The sequence below is a fragment of the Massilia oculi genome, from assembly GCF_003143515.1.
GTDB lineage: Bacteria > Pseudomonadota > Gammaproteobacteria > Burkholderiales > Burkholderiaceae_D > Telluria > Telluria oculi.
In genome coordinates this window covers 867106-884618 of record NZ_CP029343.1, presented here as the reverse complement: position 1 = coordinate 884618, position 17513 = coordinate 867106, and the positions used below count along the sequence as shown (strand labels likewise).

General features: G+C 68.0%; 19 protein-coding genes and 1 tRNA gene. 13 read left to right on the top strand and 7 right to left on the bottom strand.

Annotated features, from left to right (window positions below):
- The first annotated feature begins 66 nt into the window (after positions 1-66).
- The 6 genes from DIR46_RS04110 (at position 67) to rnk (ending at position 4498) form a co-directional block, all read left to right on the top strand.
- Positions 67-1584, top strand: a complete 1518-nt coding sequence (locus DIR46_RS04110) for a RimK family ATP-grasp domain-containing protein (protein ID WP_109344102.1) — start codon at positions 67-69, stop codon at positions 1582-1584.
- Positions 1585-1629: 45 nt separating this feature from the next.
- Positions 1630-2283, top strand: coding sequence for a MarR family winged helix-turn-helix transcriptional regulator (locus tag DIR46_RS04105; protein WP_109347895.1), 654 nt, complete (start codon positions 1630-1632; stop codon positions 2281-2283).
- Positions 2284-2293: 10 nt separating this feature from the next.
- The gene (locus DIR46_RS04100; RefSeq protein ID WP_109344101.1) at positions 2294-3016 is read left to right on the top strand and encodes an MOSC domain-containing protein; all 723 of its coding nucleotides are present in this window, start codon (positions 2294-2296) and stop codon (positions 3014-3016) included.
- Positions 3017-3103: 87 nt separating this feature from the next.
- Positions 3104-3193, top strand: a tRNA-Ser gene (locus DIR46_RS04095).
- A 578-nt stretch (positions 3194-3771) separates the two neighbouring features.
- Positions 3772-4008 carry a hypothetical protein gene (locus DIR46_RS04090; protein WP_109344100.1) on the top strand — a complete coding sequence of 79 codons (237 nt, stop codon included), beginning with the start codon at positions 3772-3774 and terminating at the stop codon, positions 4006-4008.
- Between the two features lie 109 nt (positions 4009-4117).
- Positions 4118-4498 (top strand): nucleoside diphosphate kinase regulator, encoded by a 381-nt coding sequence (gene rnk / locus DIR46_RS04085; protein WP_109344099.1) that lies wholly within the window; start codon positions 4118-4120, stop codon positions 4496-4498.
- Between the two features lie 24 nt (positions 4499-4522).
- Here rnk and DIR46_RS04080 read toward each other — a convergent pair whose 3' ends face one another.
- The gene (locus DIR46_RS04080) at positions 4523-5131 is read right to left on the bottom strand and encodes a response regulator transcription factor (protein ID WP_109347894.1); all 609 of its coding nucleotides are present in this window, start codon (positions 5129-5131) and stop codon (positions 4523-4525) included.
- The gene (locus DIR46_RS04075) at positions 5121-6713 is read right to left on the bottom strand and encodes an ATP-binding protein (RefSeq protein ID WP_162819429.1); all 1593 of its coding nucleotides are present in this window, start codon (positions 6711-6713) and stop codon (positions 5121-5123) included. Before DIR46_RS04075 ends, DIR46_RS04080 begins: the two co-directional genes overlap by 11 nt.
- A gap of 215 nt (positions 6714-6928) precedes the next feature.
- On the opposite strand from DIR46_RS04075, the gene DIR46_RS27725 reads away from it, so the two are divergent.
- The 3 genes from DIR46_RS27725 to DIR46_RS04065 are packed head-to-tail and all read left to right on the top strand — an operon-like array spanning position 6929 to position 8483.
- Positions 6929-7282, top strand: coding sequence for a hypothetical protein (locus DIR46_RS27725; RefSeq protein WP_307719126.1), 354 nt, complete (start codon positions 6929-6931; stop codon positions 7280-7282).
- On the top strand, positions 7279-7785 hold the full coding sequence (locus DIR46_RS27720; protein ID WP_307719125.1) for a hypothetical protein: 507 nt from the start codon (positions 7279-7281) through the stop codon (positions 7783-7785). The genes DIR46_RS27725 and DIR46_RS27720 overlap by 4 nt, the downstream gene beginning before the upstream one ends.
- On the top strand, positions 7782-8483 hold the full coding sequence (locus tag DIR46_RS04065; RefSeq protein ID WP_229446492.1) for an N-acetyltransferase: 702 nt from the start codon (positions 7782-7784) through the stop codon (positions 8481-8483). Before DIR46_RS27720 ends, DIR46_RS04065 begins: the two co-directional genes overlap by 4 nt.
- 32 nt (positions 8484-8515) lie before the next feature.
- Here DIR46_RS04065 and DIR46_RS04060 read toward each other — a convergent pair whose 3' ends face one another.
- Positions 8516-9145, bottom strand: coding sequence for a response regulator (locus DIR46_RS04060; RefSeq protein ID WP_109344097.1), 630 nt, complete (start codon positions 9143-9145; stop codon positions 8516-8518).
- 233 nt (positions 9146-9378) lie between these two features.
- Here DIR46_RS04060 and DIR46_RS04055 point away from each other — a divergent pair, with 233 nt between their 5' ends.
- Positions 9379-9807 (top strand): winged helix-turn-helix domain-containing protein, encoded by a 429-nt coding sequence (locus DIR46_RS04055; RefSeq protein WP_162819428.1) that lies wholly within the window; start codon positions 9379-9381, stop codon positions 9805-9807.
- Positions 9808-9828: 21 nt separating this feature from the next.
- Here the strand turns inward: DIR46_RS04055 and DIR46_RS04050 are convergent, their stop codons facing one another.
- Both DIR46_RS04050 and DIR46_RS04045 read right to left on the bottom strand, forming a co-directional pair.
- Entirely contained in the window at positions 9829-11355 is a 1527-nt protein-coding gene (locus DIR46_RS04050) for a hypothetical protein (protein ID WP_162819427.1), read from the bottom strand.
- A gap of 160 nt (positions 11356-11515) precedes the next feature.
- The gene (locus tag DIR46_RS04045) at positions 11516-12451 is read right to left on the bottom strand and encodes a methyltransferase (RefSeq protein WP_109344094.1); all 936 of its coding nucleotides are present in this window, start codon (positions 12449-12451) and stop codon (positions 11516-11518) included.
- A 146-nt stretch (positions 12452-12597) separates the two neighbouring features.
- Between DIR46_RS04045 and DIR46_RS04040 the strand changes: the two genes are divergently transcribed.
- From DIR46_RS04040 to DIR46_RS04030, 3 genes are all read left to right on the top strand, one after another.
- The gene (locus DIR46_RS04040) at positions 12598-12780 is read left to right on the top strand and encodes a hypothetical protein (RefSeq protein ID WP_109344093.1); all 183 of its coding nucleotides are present in this window, start codon (positions 12598-12600) and stop codon (positions 12778-12780) included.
- A gap of 11 nt (positions 12781-12791) precedes the next feature.
- Entirely contained in the window at positions 12792-13664 is an 873-nt protein-coding gene (ypfJ, locus tag DIR46_RS04035) for a KPN_02809 family neutral zinc metallopeptidase (protein ID WP_109344092.1), read from the top strand.
- 260 nt (positions 13665-13924) lie between these two features.
- The gene (locus DIR46_RS04030) at positions 13925-15751 is read left to right on the top strand and encodes a M4 family metallopeptidase (protein ID WP_109344091.1); all 1827 of its coding nucleotides are present in this window, start codon (positions 13925-13927) and stop codon (positions 15749-15751) included.
- On the opposite strand, the gene DIR46_RS04025 is transcribed toward DIR46_RS04030, so the two are convergent.
- Together DIR46_RS04025 and DIR46_RS04020 are read right to left on the bottom strand one after the other, a co-directional pair.
- Entirely contained in the window at positions 15720-16403 is a 684-nt protein-coding gene (locus tag DIR46_RS04025) for a M23 family metallopeptidase (RefSeq protein WP_229446491.1), read from the bottom strand. The two genes, DIR46_RS04030 and DIR46_RS04025, sit on opposite strands and share 32 nt — an antisense overlap.
- A gap of 74 nt (positions 16404-16477) precedes the next feature.
- Positions 16478-17485: a L,D-transpeptidase family protein gene (locus DIR46_RS04020; protein ID WP_109344089.1), complete on the bottom strand. Its 1008-nt coding sequence runs from the start codon at positions 17483-17485 to the stop codon at positions 16478-16480.
- Positions 17486-17513: the final 28 nt, after the last annotated feature.

The window sequence follows — 17513 nt, the reverse complement described above, 5'->3', positions numbered from 1 at the left end:
TTCTTTACACGGTTTTTATGGCTGCGCCGCTAGAGTGGCGTCCAACCCAACTCCGGCATCGCCACCATGACCACGCACCCCAAGAACTCTCCCGATCCCGAGACGCGAACGCGCCGCCTGGTCGTCGTCGACCACGCCCGGGACTGGCGCGCGCCCGACCCCGATTGCACCGTGATCGAGGCCGACGACTTCCTGGCGGCGAGCGCGTCGGACGATGGCGCGCTGGTGATCAACCTGTGCGGCAGCTACAAATACCTGTCGGTCGGCTACTACTGCTCGCTGATGGCGCAAGCGCGGGGGCAGCAGGTGCTGCCGTCGGTGAAGACCATCAACGACCTGTCGCGCAAGGCGATCTATACCCTCGATACGGGTGAGCTCGACCGTGCGCTGAACGATGCGCTCGGCGGCGCCGGCGGCGTGCCGATGCCGGTCGCGTTCTCGCTCGACATCCGTTTCGGGACGACCGACTACACGCCGCTGGCCGGCCTGGCGCGCAGCATCTTCGACACCTTCCCGGCGCCGCTGCTGCGGGTCGACTTCGCACGTGGCGACGCATGGCATATCGCCGCGATCCGGATGCAGGGCGCCGCTGGCCTGGGCGACACGGAACGCACCGCCTGCGTGGCATTGGCGGCCGCCTGGCAAGGCTTGCCGCGGGGCGCCCCGGTCGCACGCCGCTACCGCTATCGCATCGCCATGCTGCATGACGCGCACGAGGAGCTGGCGCCGAGCAATCCGGGCGCGCTGGCGCGCTTCGTCGCCGTGGGCCGCGAACTGGGCGTCGAGCTCGCGCCGATTTCGCGCCAGGATTTTTCGCGCCTGGCCGAATTCGACGCCTTGTTCATCCGCGAGACCACCGCCATCAACCATCACACCTATCTGTTCGCGAAGAAGGCGGAAAGCGAGGGGCTGGTGGCGATCGACGACCCGTCTTCGATCCTGCGCTGCACCAACAAGGTTTATCTTGCCGACCTGCTGCGCCGGCACGGCATTCCCACGCCGCTGACCCTGACCCTGCAAAAGGCCGATGCCGGCGCGCTGGCCGCCATCGAGGCCAGGATCGCCTATCCGATGGTGCTGAAAATCCCGGACGGCGCCTTTTCGCGCGGCGTCGTGAAGGTGGCGGATGCGGATGAATTCCGGCGCGTGGCGCAGGAACTGCTGCGGCAGTCGGCCCTGATCCTGGTGCAGGAATACCTGTACACCGAATTCGACTGGCGCATCGGGGTGCTGAACCGGCAAGCCATCTTCGCCAGCAAGTACTTCATGTCGAAGGGCCACTGGCAGGTCGCCAAGCGCGACGCCAGCGGCAAGGCCGAATTCGGCATGGCGGCGGCCGTGCCGCTGGGCGAGGCGCCGCCCGAACTGCTGGAACATGCCCTGCGGGCGGCCAACCTGATCGGCGACGGCCTGTATGGCGTGGACATGAAGATGACGCCGCGCGGGCCGGTGGTGATCGAGGTGAACGACAATCCGAACATCGATGCCGGCGCCGAGGACAGCGTGCTGGGCGACGAGCTGTACCGGATCGTGCTGCGCGACTTCGTGCGGCGCCTGGACTCGCTGCACGGGGTGGGCTGCTGATTAGGACTCCTTGACAAAGCCGCGCGCTTTGCTATGCTGAAGCGCATGGACATCCAACCCGAAACCCCCTGGGACAGCACGCCCGACGTCTCCGCCCGCATCGTCACCGCCATCGGCCGCATCGCGACCGTGCTGCGCGCCGGCATGTGGGAGGTCTCGACCAGCGAAGGCCTCAATCCGGCCCAGGCCGAGATCCTGCACCTGTTGCAGCATCGCACGCGCGGCGTGCGCCTGTCGTGGCTGGCCAGGCAGTTGTCGATCTCGGCGGCCAGCGCCAGCGATTCGGTGGCCGCGCTGGTGGGCAAGGGACTGGTGCGCAAGGCGCGCGCCGAGGATGACGGCCGCGCCACCGCGCTGCACCTGACGCCCGACGGCGAGCGGGTGGCCGAGCGCCTTGGCCACGCGCTGTCGTTCGCCGACAATGCGGCCTCGCGGCTGCCGTCCGGCCAGCAGTTGCAGTTGCTCACCGGCCTGTTCAAGCTGATCGCAGAACTGCAGAAGACCGACCGCTTTCCCGAACTGCGCGCCTGCCTGTCGTGCCGCCACTTCGAGGCCAATAAATACCCGGGCGCCGAGGTGCCGCACCACTGCGCGCTGGTGGGAGCGCCGCTGCCGATTTCATTCCTGCGCATCGATTGCGCGGAGCACGAGCCGACCGATCCCGTCACCCAGCAACGCAACTGGGCCATCTTCGCCTGAGGGGACAAGCATGGAGGCATTCCGACCGCGCCCGATCGAGGCGTTGCTGACCGGCCGCGCGCGCATGATCGGCACGCCCGGCACGCTCGAGGTGTTGAGCGGCATCGGCAAACAGGCGCGCCAGGGCGCTTTATGGCTGGCGCTCGATGGCCTGGAGGGCGACGAGCAGGGCGACCGCGTCTACCACGGCGGTCCCGAGAAGGCGTTGCATCACTACGCGTTCGAGCATTATTCCCACTGGCGCGCCTGGTATCCGGACAGCGCGGCGCCCTGGCTGGCCGGGGCGTTCGGCGAAAACGTGTCGACCGTCGGCATGAGCGAGCGCGAGGTGCACGTGGGCGACGTGTTCCGGGTCGGAGAGACGCTGGTGCAGGTGTCGCAGGGACGCCAGCCGTGCTTTCGCGTCAACCTGCGTTTCGGGCGGCCCGATGCGGCGCTGGCTCTGCAGGCCAGCGGCCGCACCGGCTGGTATTACCGCGTGCTGCGCGAAGGCTGGCTGGCGGCGGGCGACGCGTTCGAACTGGTCGACCGGCCATGTCCCGACTGGCCGTTGGCGCGCGCGATCGCGGCCATGTTCCCGATTGATGCGCAGGCGCCGGGGCTGCGTGCCGACTGGCAGCAGGCATCCCGGCTGGCGCCGCTGGCGGAGCGCTGGCGCATGACCTTCGAGCGGCGCCTGGCGAGCGGACGGATCGAGGATTGGAGCCTGCGGCTGAACGGTCCACCGGCGTAAAAATTACCTGGCACGCATGCCTTGCAGTTTTCTCCATGCGTCCGCTATAATGCGGCCTCGCTTACGCGACCACGCAGCACCGATTCAGGAGAGGTGGCAGAGTGGTCGAATGTACCTGACTCGAAATCAGGCGTACGGGTGACCGTACCGTGGGTTCGAATCCCACCCTCTCCGCCAAGCAGCATGAAAAAAGCCACCGCAAGGTGGCTTTTTTCATTCCGGGACGTCACAGAGGAGTAGGGCGCCTGCGCGCCCTACGTGGGGGATTCGAAGGGCATCGCGTACTCGCGATGCCGCGGCCTGCAGGATGTAGGCGAATCCCACCCTCTCCGCCAAGCAGCATGAAAAAGCCACCGCAAGGTGGCTTTTTTCATTACATGAGAAGAGTCGCGCAAAGCCTCGCCGCATCGGGGAAACCCCTATGCGCTTCCCTGATGCGGCGCGCTCCCTTGTTTGCGACAATAGGGCTACGGGTGTCCCCACGCCCGATCCGGGCGGTGCCGCACGAGCTCGTCGGCGCCATGGCCCCATCTTTTTCTTCCATCGAATGACAGGTGCGATGTCGCTCTCTCCGATCGATCCGGTCTTTCGGCCTTTCCTGCATGGAGGCCGCGTCCGGCTTTGCTGAGCTCGGCGGTTGCGGGCCTGGCGGTTGGTTCCGCCGGGCCTGGCTCCCGCCGAGCGCCCGGATGCGCTCCGGTTCCACGCCCGCAAGGCGTGGCCGGCTTTCCAGTATGTCTGCAGCGGGAGCAGCAATGCACGATCCAACCATTTCATATCGCCCGGGTGCGCACGCCCCGGATCCGGCGCGCGAAGCCAGGGCCAGGCTCGCGGGACGCCGAAAACGCCTGCTCGCCCGGCAGGCGCTGGCGCGCGGCGCACACTGGCGCCGCTGCGTGCTCGGCGCCATGACGTCCGGCCTGGCCATCCTGGTCGCCCTCCAGTTCGGCATGGGCCGCCCGGCGGCGGCGCCGGCGCCGTCCGGCGAATAGCTGGCGGCCGCGGGCAAGCCGAACGAACAGGCAACGCGCAAGCGCACCCCAGGCTAGGGGGCCGGGCCGGCCCCCACCCCATCCATGAACAGACCAGACCAGGAACACGATGACCCACAAACTCCCTCGTATCTTCGTATCGAGCACCGACTTCGAACGTCTCATGGCCCGGCTGCGCGCCTTGCCGATCGCCGATGCCGACCGCCTGCAAGGGCTGGCCGATGAGCTGGACCGGGCCGATGTACGCGATTGCCGCGCCATGCCGGCCGATGTCGTCATGATGGGCTCGACCGTCACGTTCGCGATCGGGACCGGCGCCGACCTGACGCTGACGCTTGTCTACCCGGACGAGATGGACGGTCAGGCCGACCGGATCTCGGTCTTCGCCCCGGTCGGCAGTGCCTTGCTGGGTTTGCCAGTGGGGGCGCGCATCGAGTGGCCGCGTCCGGACGGGCTGACGCAACTCATCACCATCAAGCAAGTGAGCTGAAAGCGAGCCGGCACCGATGCGGCTTCAGCGCGGCTGGTTCTGCAAATGCTGGCGCACCAGGTCGGCGACCGTCGCCACGTTCAGTTTGTCCATCACGCGCGCCTTGTGCACCTCGACGGTCCGCACACTGATCGCCAGCAGCTGAGCGATTTCACGGTTGTGGCGGCCGTCGACCACCAATTCCATCACCTCGCGCTCGCGCGGCGTCAGACTGGCGTGGCGGCGCGCATGGTCGCGCGCGGCGTGTCCACGGGGCGCGTCGCGCTGGCGCGACAGCGCTTCTTCCACCGCCTGCATCAACTGCGCTTCCTGCAGAGGCTTTTCCAGGAAATCCACCGCCTGCGAGCGGAATGCTTCGCGCGCCGAGCCGACGTCGCCATGCCCGGTGATGATCAGGACCGGCAGCCTGCTGCCCAGTTCCACCAGCTTCTTTTGCAGGGTCAGTCCATCCATGCCCGGCATGCGGATGTCCAGCAGCACGCAGCCGCGCAACTCGTCGTTCCAGGCGCCAAGGAAGGTCGTGGCGTCGGCAAAGAAGGCGGTCCGGTAGCCGTGCAGGCTCAGGAGAAGGCCGAGCGCGTCGCGCACGGCCGCATCGTCGTCGACGATGTAGACGGTTTGTTCACTGTACATGGTCTGGACCTTCATCGGCGCCGTCATGAAAGGGCAGGGTGATCTTGAGTATCGCGTGGGGGCCCGGTTCCACGCTCAGTGTGCCGCCATGCGTCTCCACGATCGCGCGGCTGATGGCCAGGCCCAGTCCCAGTCCGCTCGACTTGAGCGAGATGAACGGTTCGAACAGGCGCGCGCGGATCTTGTCGGCGATCCCCGGACCGTTGTCGGCGATCCGGATCCATACCGTGGCGCCGTCCATCCCGGAGCGCACCGCGATGCGGCGCTCGGCCCCGGCCGGCATCTCGGCCAGCGCCTGGAGCGCATTCGACAGCAGGTTGCGCAGCACGATCTCGAGCTGGATGCGGTCGCCGAGCAGCACGGCGCGCGGCGGCGGCGAGACGTCGAGCACGATGCCCTGGGCCCTGGCCTGGCCCACGAACGGCGCCACAGCGCCGCGGATGAGTTCCGCCAGCGCCAGCGGTTCGAGCGCCGTCGTCCCGGTGCGAAAGAAGTCGCGCAGGCGCTTGAGCACGTCCGAGGCGCGCTGCGATTCGGCGACCATCGACCTGATCGTGGTCTGCAGCAGGGCCTCGTTGCCGCCGCGCGCCATCAGCCGCTCGCAGGCGCTGCCATACATCGACAGCGCCGTCAGCGGCTGGTTCAGCTCGTGCGCGACGGCTCCCGCCATCTCGCCGGCGGCAGCCAGGCGCAGCGAGTGGCGCAGGTCGTGGCTGGCGCGACGCGCGACATCCACCGCGATCCCGATCAGGAAGCCGGACAGCGTCAGCGTCAGCACCAGCATCTGCACGTTCGGCATCTGCGCCGGGTAGGCAATCGGGCGCAGGGCGGCGATCGTCACGCCCGCCTCGAGCACGATGGCGGCGGTGACCGCACCGGCCATGCCGTGCCGCGCGGCCGACCAGGCCAGGGGCAAAAACAGCAGGTAATAGACCAGCGACTCGGGCGCGGGCCGCTGCAGCCCGACGGCCAGCACCAGCGCGATCAGCGCGACATAGGCCAGCGTTTCCCAGCTGGCGATTCGGCCCAGCACGTCGGCGCGCAGCCCGGCGTCGAGCAGGTAGTGCAGGGCCGGCACGATCACCAGCATGCCCGCCGTCTCGGCGATCGTATAGCGCGTCACCAGATCGAGCCAGGCGCGGCTGGCGAAAGCATCGGCGCCCAGCAGCATCAGCGCATAGGCGGCCGCGCTGAGCAGGCTGCCGAGCGTGACCAGTCCGGCCCAGGTCAGCAGGCCGCGGTGGCTGGCGAAGAAGGCGTGGCCGGCCAGGTAGCGCCGCATGACGGCGCCCACGGCCAGGTACATCGGCACCGGAAGCAAGCCGACCACGAGCGACAGCAAGGGCTGGGCAGGCAGGGCCGGCGTGATGGCGGCGGCGACCAGGACGGTCGCCACCAGCTGCGGCACGGCCTTGAACCCTGCCGCCAGCACCAGGTAGAGCGCCAGGCCAGCGGCCGGGTGCCATACCGGCGCGATCGTCTGATGGCGCGCTTCGGGGCCGCTGAGCATGTCGAGGACGATGTAGGCGATGGCGAAAGCGCCGCCGAGCCATACAGCCCGCACGGCACGCAAGTCGGTCATGGTGTGCTTTCCCGGCGCGCGCGCCGCCGGCAGAATGATAAGAGCGAGGAAAGAGCGCATCCTGCACCGTTTGGCGCGGCAGGTCCATCAGAGAAACCCTTACGTGCGGCCCTGATGCGCGCGCGAATGCCCGTCATTATACTGCCGCCGCCTGGTCGCGGGCTGCATTGCCAGCCCCGATGCACAAGCCCAATCTTCCCGTTCGATTTCTTGACATGGACCTCAACAAGCAATTCATCAAGACCAAGCGACCCTGTGCGGACGGTTTTCGCTGGTTCCTCAAACACCACCAGGAGGGCGCCGATTACCAGCCGCTGCTCGATACGCTGGTGCTGGCCGGACGCACCGGCGACGCCTGCTGGCTGCTGGAGCAGTTCGGCCCGACCGATACGGTGCTCGAGGTCGACGCGGTCGACGCCGGGGCGCTCGTGTTCGCTGGCTCGCTGCTGGTGCGGGGCAACATCGAGGTCGACACCGTGCTGGTGGCCGGTGGCGGCATTCGCGGCGGCGGCGGCATCCGTACCGGGCAGGGGCTCACGAGCGGGGCGACATCCGCGCCGGTGGCATGATCCGCTGCGGCGGCGCCCTGGCGTGCGGTGGCGACGTTGACGCCCAGTGGAATATCGAGGTCGTCGGGGACCTGCGCGCGGCCGGCAACGTACGCGCCGGCTGGGACATCGCCTGCGGCGGCGCCGCCGATATCGGCGGCAACTGCAAGGCCGCGCATGGCATCGCGTTCGGCGCCGCCGCGCGCTGCGGCCTCGGCCTGCGTGCGGGCGACGGCATCGAGGGCGAGGCGGCAATCCGTGCCGGCCACGGTATCGAGGCCGGCAGCAGCATCGCCTGCCGCGACCACCTGGAGGCGCAATGGGGCATTCGCGCCGGCGGCGATATCCGCGCGGCAGGCGCGATCCGGGCGGGCGAAAGCCTGCAGGCGCAGCACATCGAGGCCGGCCAGGGCTTTGGCGTGTACGCCGGGCTGGCGGTGCGCGAGGACAACTGGGCGGCCTGCGCCCAGGTACGCTCGGCGCACCGCCCGGTGCGGCTTTTCAGCGGGCACTGGGAGCCATGATGGCGCCGGCGATTCCCGCCTTCGTGGGCCTGTGCGGCAGGCCGCACGCGCTGCGCATCGACGTCGACCATTGCGACGACGGCATCGAACGTGAGCTGGCCAGCCTCTATCGGCGCATGGCGCGGGCTGGCGACTGCCTGTATGGCATGGCGGCGCCTGGCATTGCGCATCCCGGCTTCGCATTCCGCCATCGGGTTGCCGACGGCGAGCACTACGTGTACGCCATCGACGCCGTGCGCGGCCGCATGGCGGGGTATACGGTATTCAACCGGCTGGTCGAAGTCGACCGACGTACGGATCGCCACGTGCGCGCCCCGCACGCCAAGTTCGGGCTCGCCTACCGGCGCGCCGGCATCGCGACCGCCATCTATCGCTGGTGGCTCGATGACGGCAATTGCCTGCTCAGCGGCGCGCGCCAGTCGCCGGGAGCACACGCCCTGTGGATGTCGCTGGCGCGTCGTTACCGTCTGGTTCATGCGAACCTGGACGGTCGCCGGCTAAGCGCCTTGACGCCAGAGCAGCTTGCCCGGCGCCGCGACGAACTCGGCACCCGTATGCTGTTGCTCGGAGAGGGCTGGGACCTCGAGCGCTGGTGCGCCGCGACCGGCATGCCGCCGCCCGGGACGGCTGCTGCCCCGGCGCCGCATTCCGGGCTTGCACGCCCGGGAACCGTCACTGGCAGCGCGGCACGCCGCTGACATGGCGCCGACGGCCCGGGCAGACCCGCGCCTCAGTCCAGCATCCCGCGCCGCAGCGCGATCACCACCGCGTGCGTGCGGTCGCTGGCCTGCAGCTTTTGCAGCACATTGCTCAGGTAACCCTTGACCGTCTCTTCGGCGATGCCGAGTTCACGCGCCACCTCGCGGTTGCCGAGGCCCTGGGCGACCAGGGCCAGCACGTCGCGTTCGCGCGCGGTCAGCTGTTCCGGCCTGGCCTGGGTCAGGCGCTGGGCCAGGTCCGGCGCCAGCACCCGGCGGCCGGCGTGGGCCGCGCGCACCAGGTCGGCCACGCCCGCGCCCAGCGAACTTTTGAGGACGTAGCCCGAGGCGCCTGCCTCCAGTGCGCGCTGCACCTGGCCGTCGCCGGCATAGGTGGTGACGGCGATGATGCAGGCCTGCGGGTCCCTGGCGCGGATCGCACGGATCGCCTCGATGCCGCCGCAGCGCGGCATCGCCAGGTCCATCAGGGTCACGTCGGGCAGCAGCTCGAAGTAGCGTTCCTGGGCCTTGAAGCCGTCGTCGGCCTCGGCCACGATCGCGATGTCCGGCTCGTCCTCGAGCACGCCCGCGATCCCGCGCCGCATCAAGGGATGGTCGTCGACCAGCAGGACCCGGATCGGCAGCGTCGCGCGCTCGCTCATTGCGGTTCGCCGGCGCGGCGCATGCCCGGCGCGAAAATGACGGTGGACCTTCCCATGAACTTCCTGATCGATTGTGTTGGCGATTGTCGCCACGTCCCCCCCGATCGGGCCTGCTGGAGGTGGAATGTGACCGCTATCCTCCCATTATGCCGCCTCCCGGTTACAAATCAATACAAGTAGCGGGATGGCACATGGCGTCGCGGCGGCATTGTCAATCAGCGAGGGAGAGCGAGATGAGAGGCGTACCTGGATATGAAACACTGATATTCCTGGATTTCGAGCTGGTGCCGGCGGCCCGGCGCCTGCGGCGCGGCGGGCAGGCGGTCGCGATCGGCGGCCGGGCCTTCGACCTGCTGGTGCTGCTGGCCACCCACGCCGGCGAGGTGCTGAGCAAGCGCGCGCTGATGCAGGGCGTGTGGCCGAACACGGTGGTGGAAGACGTCAACCTGCGCGCGCAGGTCGTCAATCTGCGCAAGGTGCTCGGTGGCGGGGGCGATTGCCCCTGGCTGGTCAACGTCGCCGGCCAGGGCTACTGCTTCACCGCGCCCGTGCGGCGGCCCTCGATGCGCTACGGCGCCGACGACGGCTGGCAGGAGGAGGCGCGGGAGGTGAGGGAGCTGCGCGCGCCGGCACGCGCCGGGGCGGCGGCGCTCGGCGCCTGAGCGCGTGCGGCCATGCCGTCGCTAGCGGCCCGCCGCCGCGCACACCGGCGAACCGTTGATATAGCGCCAGCCCTGGCCCATCACCACCACATCGGACTCGTCCAGCTTGCGTCCCGGCCCGCACAGGGTCCGATGCGCTGTTGAATTGCGCACGTTGTACAAGGTCTTGAGCGGCTGGTCGGCGTCCGGATAGGCGATCACGCCATCCACGCTGAACGAGCTGTCAAGGTGGGTGGTGCGTTCGTAGAAGATATCCGGATCCGGGTTGTACCACGAGGGCGCCGTCTCGAGCACCCAGCGTCCCAGCGGGCTGAACCAGGTGTACTCGTAGCGTTTGGCGTGCCACATGGCGCCGAACTGCAGCACCAGCACCGCCGTCATCAGGGCCAGCGGCCAGCGCCGCTGCAGGGCCAGCCAGGCCAGCGCCAGGTACAGCAGCGGCGAGGCGCCCCACACCACATAGCGCATCGGGCCGGAGGCGCCGGAATTCCAGTTGACGGTGGACAGCGCCGGAATCGCCAGCGCCAGCATCAGGCCGACCGTCGCGGCCAGGTGCCACAGCGGGCGCTGCGCGCGCCGCTGCCACAGCAGCCACGCCAGCAGCACGGTGACGGCCGGGAAGGCGATGATGGCGCCCTGGTTCGGGTCGAAGAAGAACGAGCCCAGGCGGCCTGGAGTGACCAGCGCCGGGTCGGTCGAGAACTTGGCGATCAGGCTCGGCTCGTGGAACTCCCACAGGCTGAACAGCATCGGCACCACCGACAGCCCCATCTGCAGCGCGCAGGCGATGACATGGCGCCGGTCGACGACACGGCGCAGCGCGGCTTGCCATGCCAGGTCTTCCGAGACGATCAGCCAGCCCATGCGGATGAAAGGTGCGAACAGGCCGAACAACACCAGCGGCGGATTTTGCGTCGCGGCCAGGCCGACCAGGATCGCGCCCGCGATCGGGCGTCCGATGGTAAACAGGATCAGGCCCGCCAGGAGCGAGCCCATGGTGAACACTTCCGGGCTGGTCCAGTTGAGGTAGGGCAGCGCGCCGCACAGCACGAACAGGGTGATGCCGACCCAGGCGCGCCTGGCCGAGCCGAGCAGCAGGTAGCAGGTCGCGGCCAGCGCCAGCACCGGCAGGTAGTTCATCACCTGGTAGGCCTTCCACGGATTGACGCCGATGCCGTCGAGGATGACGAACGGGACCGCCGTCAGCATCGAATAGCCGACGAAGTGGATCGACATGTAGTGGCCGCGCTCGGACAGCAGCAGGCCCGGGATCGGAACTTGCTCGCCGGCGCTGATCCGGTCGCGGATCGTGCCGAGCACGGTGCGGAACTCGACCTCGTTCTGCGGCGTGAGTTCGATCATGCGCTCGACGTCGCTGGCCACGATGTAGGGCGTGCCGTGCTCGGCGACGGCCACCGTGGTCAGGCCATACTCGAGGAAGTCGCCATAGCGCTTGACGCTGGTGGTGCTGAACACCACCACCAGGAGCAGGAACACCGACAGCAGAAAGCGCAGCAAGGCTTGCTTGCCGGGAGGAGCGACTTGCATGAATGGTAGTCGCGCACTGTTCGCGCTGTAATTGCAGTAGTTGCCAGATTGTAATGCCTTGCCCTGGCGAGTACCAGCATTCGCGCGTCATCCCGACGTCGATTATTCACGGCGCATGGATCGGATACGCACTGGCCATGAGCCAGCCATCACTCCAGCCTCAGCGCCTGACCGCATGCAGCGACACCGCCGCGATCCGCTCGACGTCCTCGTAGCCCGGTTCGCCCAGCTGGCCGCCGAAGATGTCGGGATCGAGCTCTTCGTAGGTCCAGGTGTCGCATCGCGCCGCCAGGGTCGGGCGCAGGCTTTCCAGGAAGTGGTCGCGCTGGCCGCATTGGGCGACGCCGGTGTAGAGCATCAGGCTGCCGCCGCGGCGCAGGCGTCCCAGACTGTGTTCGACGATCCGGCGCGACAGTTCGGCGCCGCGTTCGCCGCCGCCATCGCGATAGCGGCGACCATCCGGATCGGCCACGAAGGGCGGGTTCGACACCACCAGGTCGAAGTCGCCCTGCAGGCCATCGAACAGGTCGCTTTGGGCCAGCGCCAGGTTCGAGACCCCGTTCAGGCTGCCGTTGACCATCGCCAGTTCGAGCGCCCTGCTATTGATATCGGCGCCGATCACCTCGGCGTGCGGGAAGGCGCGCGCGATGGCGAGCGCGCCGGCGCCGCCGCCACAGCCGATGTCCACCGCGCGCACCGGCCCGGCGCCGACGAAGGCGAAGCCGCGCCGCATGGCGGTGATGAAACGGTAGGCGTCGGGGCCGAAGAACACGCTGTCGTCGTCGCGTGTCGGCCAGGCCGAATGGAACAGCAGCATGTCGTCCAGGGTCGACGCCCGCACCAGCGAACGCAGCCCATCCTCGTTTTCGTCCAGCACGCCGGCGTCAGCCATCAGCGCGACCACGCTGGCCGGCAGCAGATCGCGGTCGAACGGCCGGCTCCAGCCGAACACGCCGCGCAGGTCATGCGCGCGCTCGTTGCCGGGACGGTTGTTGATGCGGCGGTGCGTCGAGGGCGTGACCGTCATGAAGCAGTAACCGGCCTGGCGCAGGGCCGTGCCGAGGGCGAGGAGGGCGCTGGCATTGGATGAGTTCATTGCGCCAGCGTGGCACAGGCGCCACGGCCGCTCCGTACGCGCACGCACGCACGATGTGTGCGTGCGCGGGCCGGATTTGGTGCATTATGTGATCAACCGGCAGACGATGGAAAAGCGACCGGAAAATCGAGAGCGAGAGAGGAATCATGACGAAGCTGGAACTGGATGAAGTGCCGCGCAGCCGCATGGCGCGCGAGATCGCACGCGAGCGCCGCGAGCGCGCGCTGCACGACGAGCTGCGCGCCGGATTGGGCGCGCTGGACGACCTGCGCGGCAAGGACGCGCGCGAGCGCGCCGACACCTGCAACCTGCGCCGCGGCGGCAACTAAAAGGAGTATCGATGCGTTGGGAAGGCGACCGTGAAAGCGACAATGTAGAAGACCGGCGCGGTGGCGGTGGCGGTGGCGGTGGCGGCTTCGGCTTCGGCGGCCGTTCGATCGGCATCGGCACCATCGTCGTCGCCCTGGTCGCCTCGTATTTTCTCGGCGTCTCGCCCACCACGATCCTCGGCCTGCTGTCGGGCGGTGCGCCGCCACAGCAGCAGGCGCAGGTCGAGCAGCCGCGCGCCGACGATCGCGAAACGCGTTTCGTGCGCACCACACTGGCTTATACCGAGGATGCCTGGGCTCAGCTGTTCAGCGAGCAGGGCGCGCAGTACACGCCGGCCCGCCTCGTCCTGTTCGAAGGCCGCACGAGCACCGCCTGCGGTGTCGGCCAGAGCGCGACCGGTCCATTTTATTGCCCGGCCGACGGCAAGGTGTATATCGACCTGGGCTTTTTCCGCACCATGCAGCAGCGCTTCAACGTCGAGGGCGAGTTCGCACAGGCCTACGTGATCGCGCACGAAGTCGGCCACCATGTGCAGAACCTGCTGGGTATTTCGAACAAGGTGCATGCCGCCCAACAGCGTGCCTCCGAGACCCAGGGCAACGCCTTGTCGGTGCGCCTGGAACTGCAGGCCGACTGTTTCGCCGGCGTATGGGCCAATCGTACCAACCAGCGCGCGCGGATCCTGGAACAGGGCGACGTCGAGAAGGCCCTGAACGCGGCCAGCGCCATCGGCGACGATGCCTTGCAAAAGCAGGCGCGCGGCGTGGCCGTACCGGATTCATTCACCCATGGCAGCTCGGCCCAGCGGGTGCGCTGGTTCGAGCGCGGACTGGAAAGCGGGCAGGTCGAGGCATGCAATACATTTGATGCCAAAAACCTGTAAATGGCATCATTTGGTTGCAATAGGGAATAATCGCCTTATTTTATTCGGCACTATGGGCTGAAATCCGCATTCGTGCGCCTATCGCGATTGGCGACTTTTTCGCACCGCTATCGCTGATTTCCCGGTCGACGTCCGATCATGACCGTGTTGCCGATTTGTGGCAACACGGTCATTGTTCTTGAGCAAACCTACCTTTACAAGCTCGTCCATCATGGTCGATGACCGGCGCCCCCCGGCCCGGCATTCCGGATGGAGACGAGATGATCCCGCAACCGCTTCTCAAGGCAGCCCTGCTGGCGGCTGCCGTCCTGTGCGCGCCCGTGTTGTCGCCTGCAGCGTTGGCTGCGCCGATGATGGGCCCGCCGCTCAAGCTGGACGGCAAGGCCCAGGCCCAGGTCGTGACCCAGCTGGCGGCGCGCCGGCCGGCGGTCGGCCTCGACGCCGACCACGGCTACAAGGTGATGGCCCAGCACCCGGGCGTGCAGGGCACGCACGTGGTGCGCGTCGCCCACCTGTACAGGGGTCTCAGGATTTTCGGTTCGGAATCGGTGGTGGTGCTCGACGCGCGGCGCCAGATCGTGTCCGAAAGCGCTTCGCCGCGCCGCCTGCACCTGGGACGGGGCGCCGCCAACCGCATGCGCGGCGCCACCGCCGGCTTCAACGTCAGGCCCACCATCCACCGCAAGGCCGCGATCGCCGCTGCGCTGCGCGACATGCCGGACGGCGTCGTCAACGTGGTCGCGCCGACGGCCGAACTGCTGATCTATCCATTGATGCGCGACGAACGCGCGCCCGGCGCCGAGGGCAAGCTCGAGTCCGAGCTGAACGCGGTCGACCTGGTCGAGACGGTCGAGCGCTACGAGCTGGCCTGGCTGGTGCGCCTCCGCACGCGCAGCGGCGAGCAGCCGCTGTACTACGACGTCGTCGTCAACGCGCGCGACGGCGAGATCATCGACCGCTGGAACATGCTGCAGACGGTGGAGGGCATCGGCAAGAGCCAGTACAACGGCGAGGTTCCCTTGAGCACCACCTTCGCCAACAACATTTACCAGATGCTCGATCCCGAGCGCGGCAAGGGTGGATCGTTCGGCGCGATGGCGATCACCAACGCCAGCCACGGCACGTCGAGCGGCCGGGTCTACACCAGCACCGTCAACACCTGGGGCGACGGCAAGCAGTTCGTCGAGGGCGGCAGCACCACGGGGCCGAATGGCCAGACCGCCGCCGTCAACGCCATGTGGGGTCTGAAGAACACCTATGACATGCACAAGAACGTGCTCGGCTGGCTGGCGCTGGACGGCCAGGACACGGCCACCCACATCGCGGTGCACGTCAACCGCGGCTACGACAACGCCTATTACAGCGACACCTGCCGCTGCATGTTCATCGGCGACGGCACGTATTTCACCAACCTGGCGTCGATCGACGTGGTCGGCCACGAGATGGGCCACGGCATCACGGCCGCCACCTCGAACCTGGTGTACTCGGGCGAGCCGGGCGGCCTGAACGAATCGAGTTCGGACATCGCGGGCGAGGTGGTCGAAGCCTATGCGCGCGGTGGCGGCACCGGCGACGTGATCCCCGAGAGCGGCAACGACTGGATGCTGGGCAGCGAGATCAGCCGCACCGGCACGCCGCTGCGCTGGATGATCAAGCCGAGCAGGGATGGCAATAGTCACGACGCCTGGAGCACGGGCCTGCGCCGGCTGGACGTCCATTACAGCAGCGGCCCGAACAACCGCATGTTCTATTTCCTGGCGCGCGGATCGAATCCCGATGCCGGCAACGATGCCTGGAGCCGCTACCTGGTGAAGCAGCCGCTGGCAATGACGGGCATCGGGATCGACAAGGCCTTCCGCATCTGGTTCCGCGCCAACACGACCAAGTTCACGTCCTCGACCAATTACGCCGACGCGCGCGCCAGGATGATCGAGGCGGCCGGCGAGCTGTATGGCGCGGGTGGACGCGAGGCGATCGCGGTGCAGCGCGCCTATGCCGCGATCAATGTCGGTGCGGACGTCGACGAACCGGTGGCCGAGCCGTCGAGTGCGCCCGTTACTGGTCGGACATTAGTGGAAACGGATTGAGCGGCGTGCCTTTCCACCACTGCTTTTCGGGCGTCAGCGCGACGACGGCGAAGTGCAGGTGCGGCGCGCCCGGATCGGCATTGCCGGTCGCGCCGACGTAGCCGACGACGTCGCCGCGCTTCACAATCATGCCTTCCTTGATGCCGTCGGCATAGCGGTCGAGGTGGGCGTAATAATAGGCGTACTGCTCGTTCGGATCGAACTGGTAGACCGTCAGCCCGCCCGGTTTGCTCTGGAACAGCTTGACCACCTTGCCGTCGGCCGCCGCGAGTACCGGCGTGCCGGTCGGCGCCATGATGTCGAGCGCCTCGTGCTGGCGCTGCTCGCCGCGCGGCTGGTAGAAGGTGTCGGTCAGCTGGTCCGACTTGACGCCCCGGACCGGCACCAGCAGCTTGCCGGGAACGGTGGCAGGGGCCATGGGCGCGGCGCCTTCGGCCAGTTCAGGCCGCAGCGGCAGGTCGGCGTCGAGCAGGTTCGGCTCGACCACCGGCGCGGGCGGCAGCTGGCCCTCGATCTGCGCTGCGGGCACGCCGGCCGGGTTCGAGGCCGGCGGCGCGGTGGCAACGACCTCGGGCGCCGGCGACCTGGATCGGTCGCTCAGCAACACGAACAATATCCCGGCGCCCAGCAGCGCGCCAACGATCAAGGTCATCAGCCATTTCATCGCGTTCTCCGTCCGGCGCCTTCTGCGCCGCTAGCAGGTTGTTGTAAAAGCGTATGTGATCATTACTTGACCAGTTCGACGTCGGTGCCGTCACTGACCACCGCGCCCACTTCGGCGGCGCTCCAGTTGGTCAGGCGGATGCAGCCATGCGACTCGGTCTTGCCCACGTGGCCCGGCACCGGGGTGCCGTGGATGCCGTAGTGCGGCTTCGAGAGATCGATCCACATCACCCCGACCGGATTGTTCGGGCCCGGCTTGATCTGGGTCTTGCTGTCGCCCGGCTTGGCGTCCCAGAACAGTTTCGGGTTGTAGTGGTAGACCGGATTAGCGTGCACGCCATTGATCTTCCAGTTGCCGATCGGCAGTGGATCGCGGCTGCTGCCGGTCGAGACCGGATATTGGGCCAGCAACTGGCCGCCGGCGTCATACAGTTGCAGGGTCTTGGTCGAATCGCGCACCACGACCCTGGCTGCCGGCGCCAGCGGCTGCTTGCCGCTCACGTGGGGGACCACGATCCGTTCGCCGGCCTGGGACAGGGACTTGCCGGGATTGAGGCGCTGCAGCAGGGCCGGGCTGGCATGGAATTTTTCGCCCAGGCCTTCGAGCGCCGTGGCATAGCCGAGGGCGGGCAGCTTGGCCTTGCCCATCATCGTGTCCGGGATCGGCAGGAAGGGGCCGGCCACGTCTTCCGCCGCGATCGTGTATTCGGCCAGGGTCGGGCTGGGATCGGTGTTCAGCGCGTTCCAGGTGGCTTCGTCAAGCTTGCCGGTGACGGGAAGGTCGCGCCGGGCCTGGAAGGTGTTCAGGGCCTGGCGCATGTTCGAGCCATAGGCGCCGTCGATCTCGCCGGGGGACAGGTATTGGCGCTCGAGCAGCACCTGGGCCCGCAGCAGGCGCTCGAATTCGGCCTGTTCGGCGATGGCCGGATCCTGCATCGCGCCTGGCGCCGCGGTTTGCTGCTGCAGCGGCTGCTGTACAGGAGCTGGCTGGCCGACCGGCTGTTGCGCGAAGGCATAAGGGAGCACGCCTCCAAGGGCGACGATCAGGGTCAGTGCGGTGGCTTTCTTCATACGGTCTCCTGCAAGTTGCTTCTGGAAA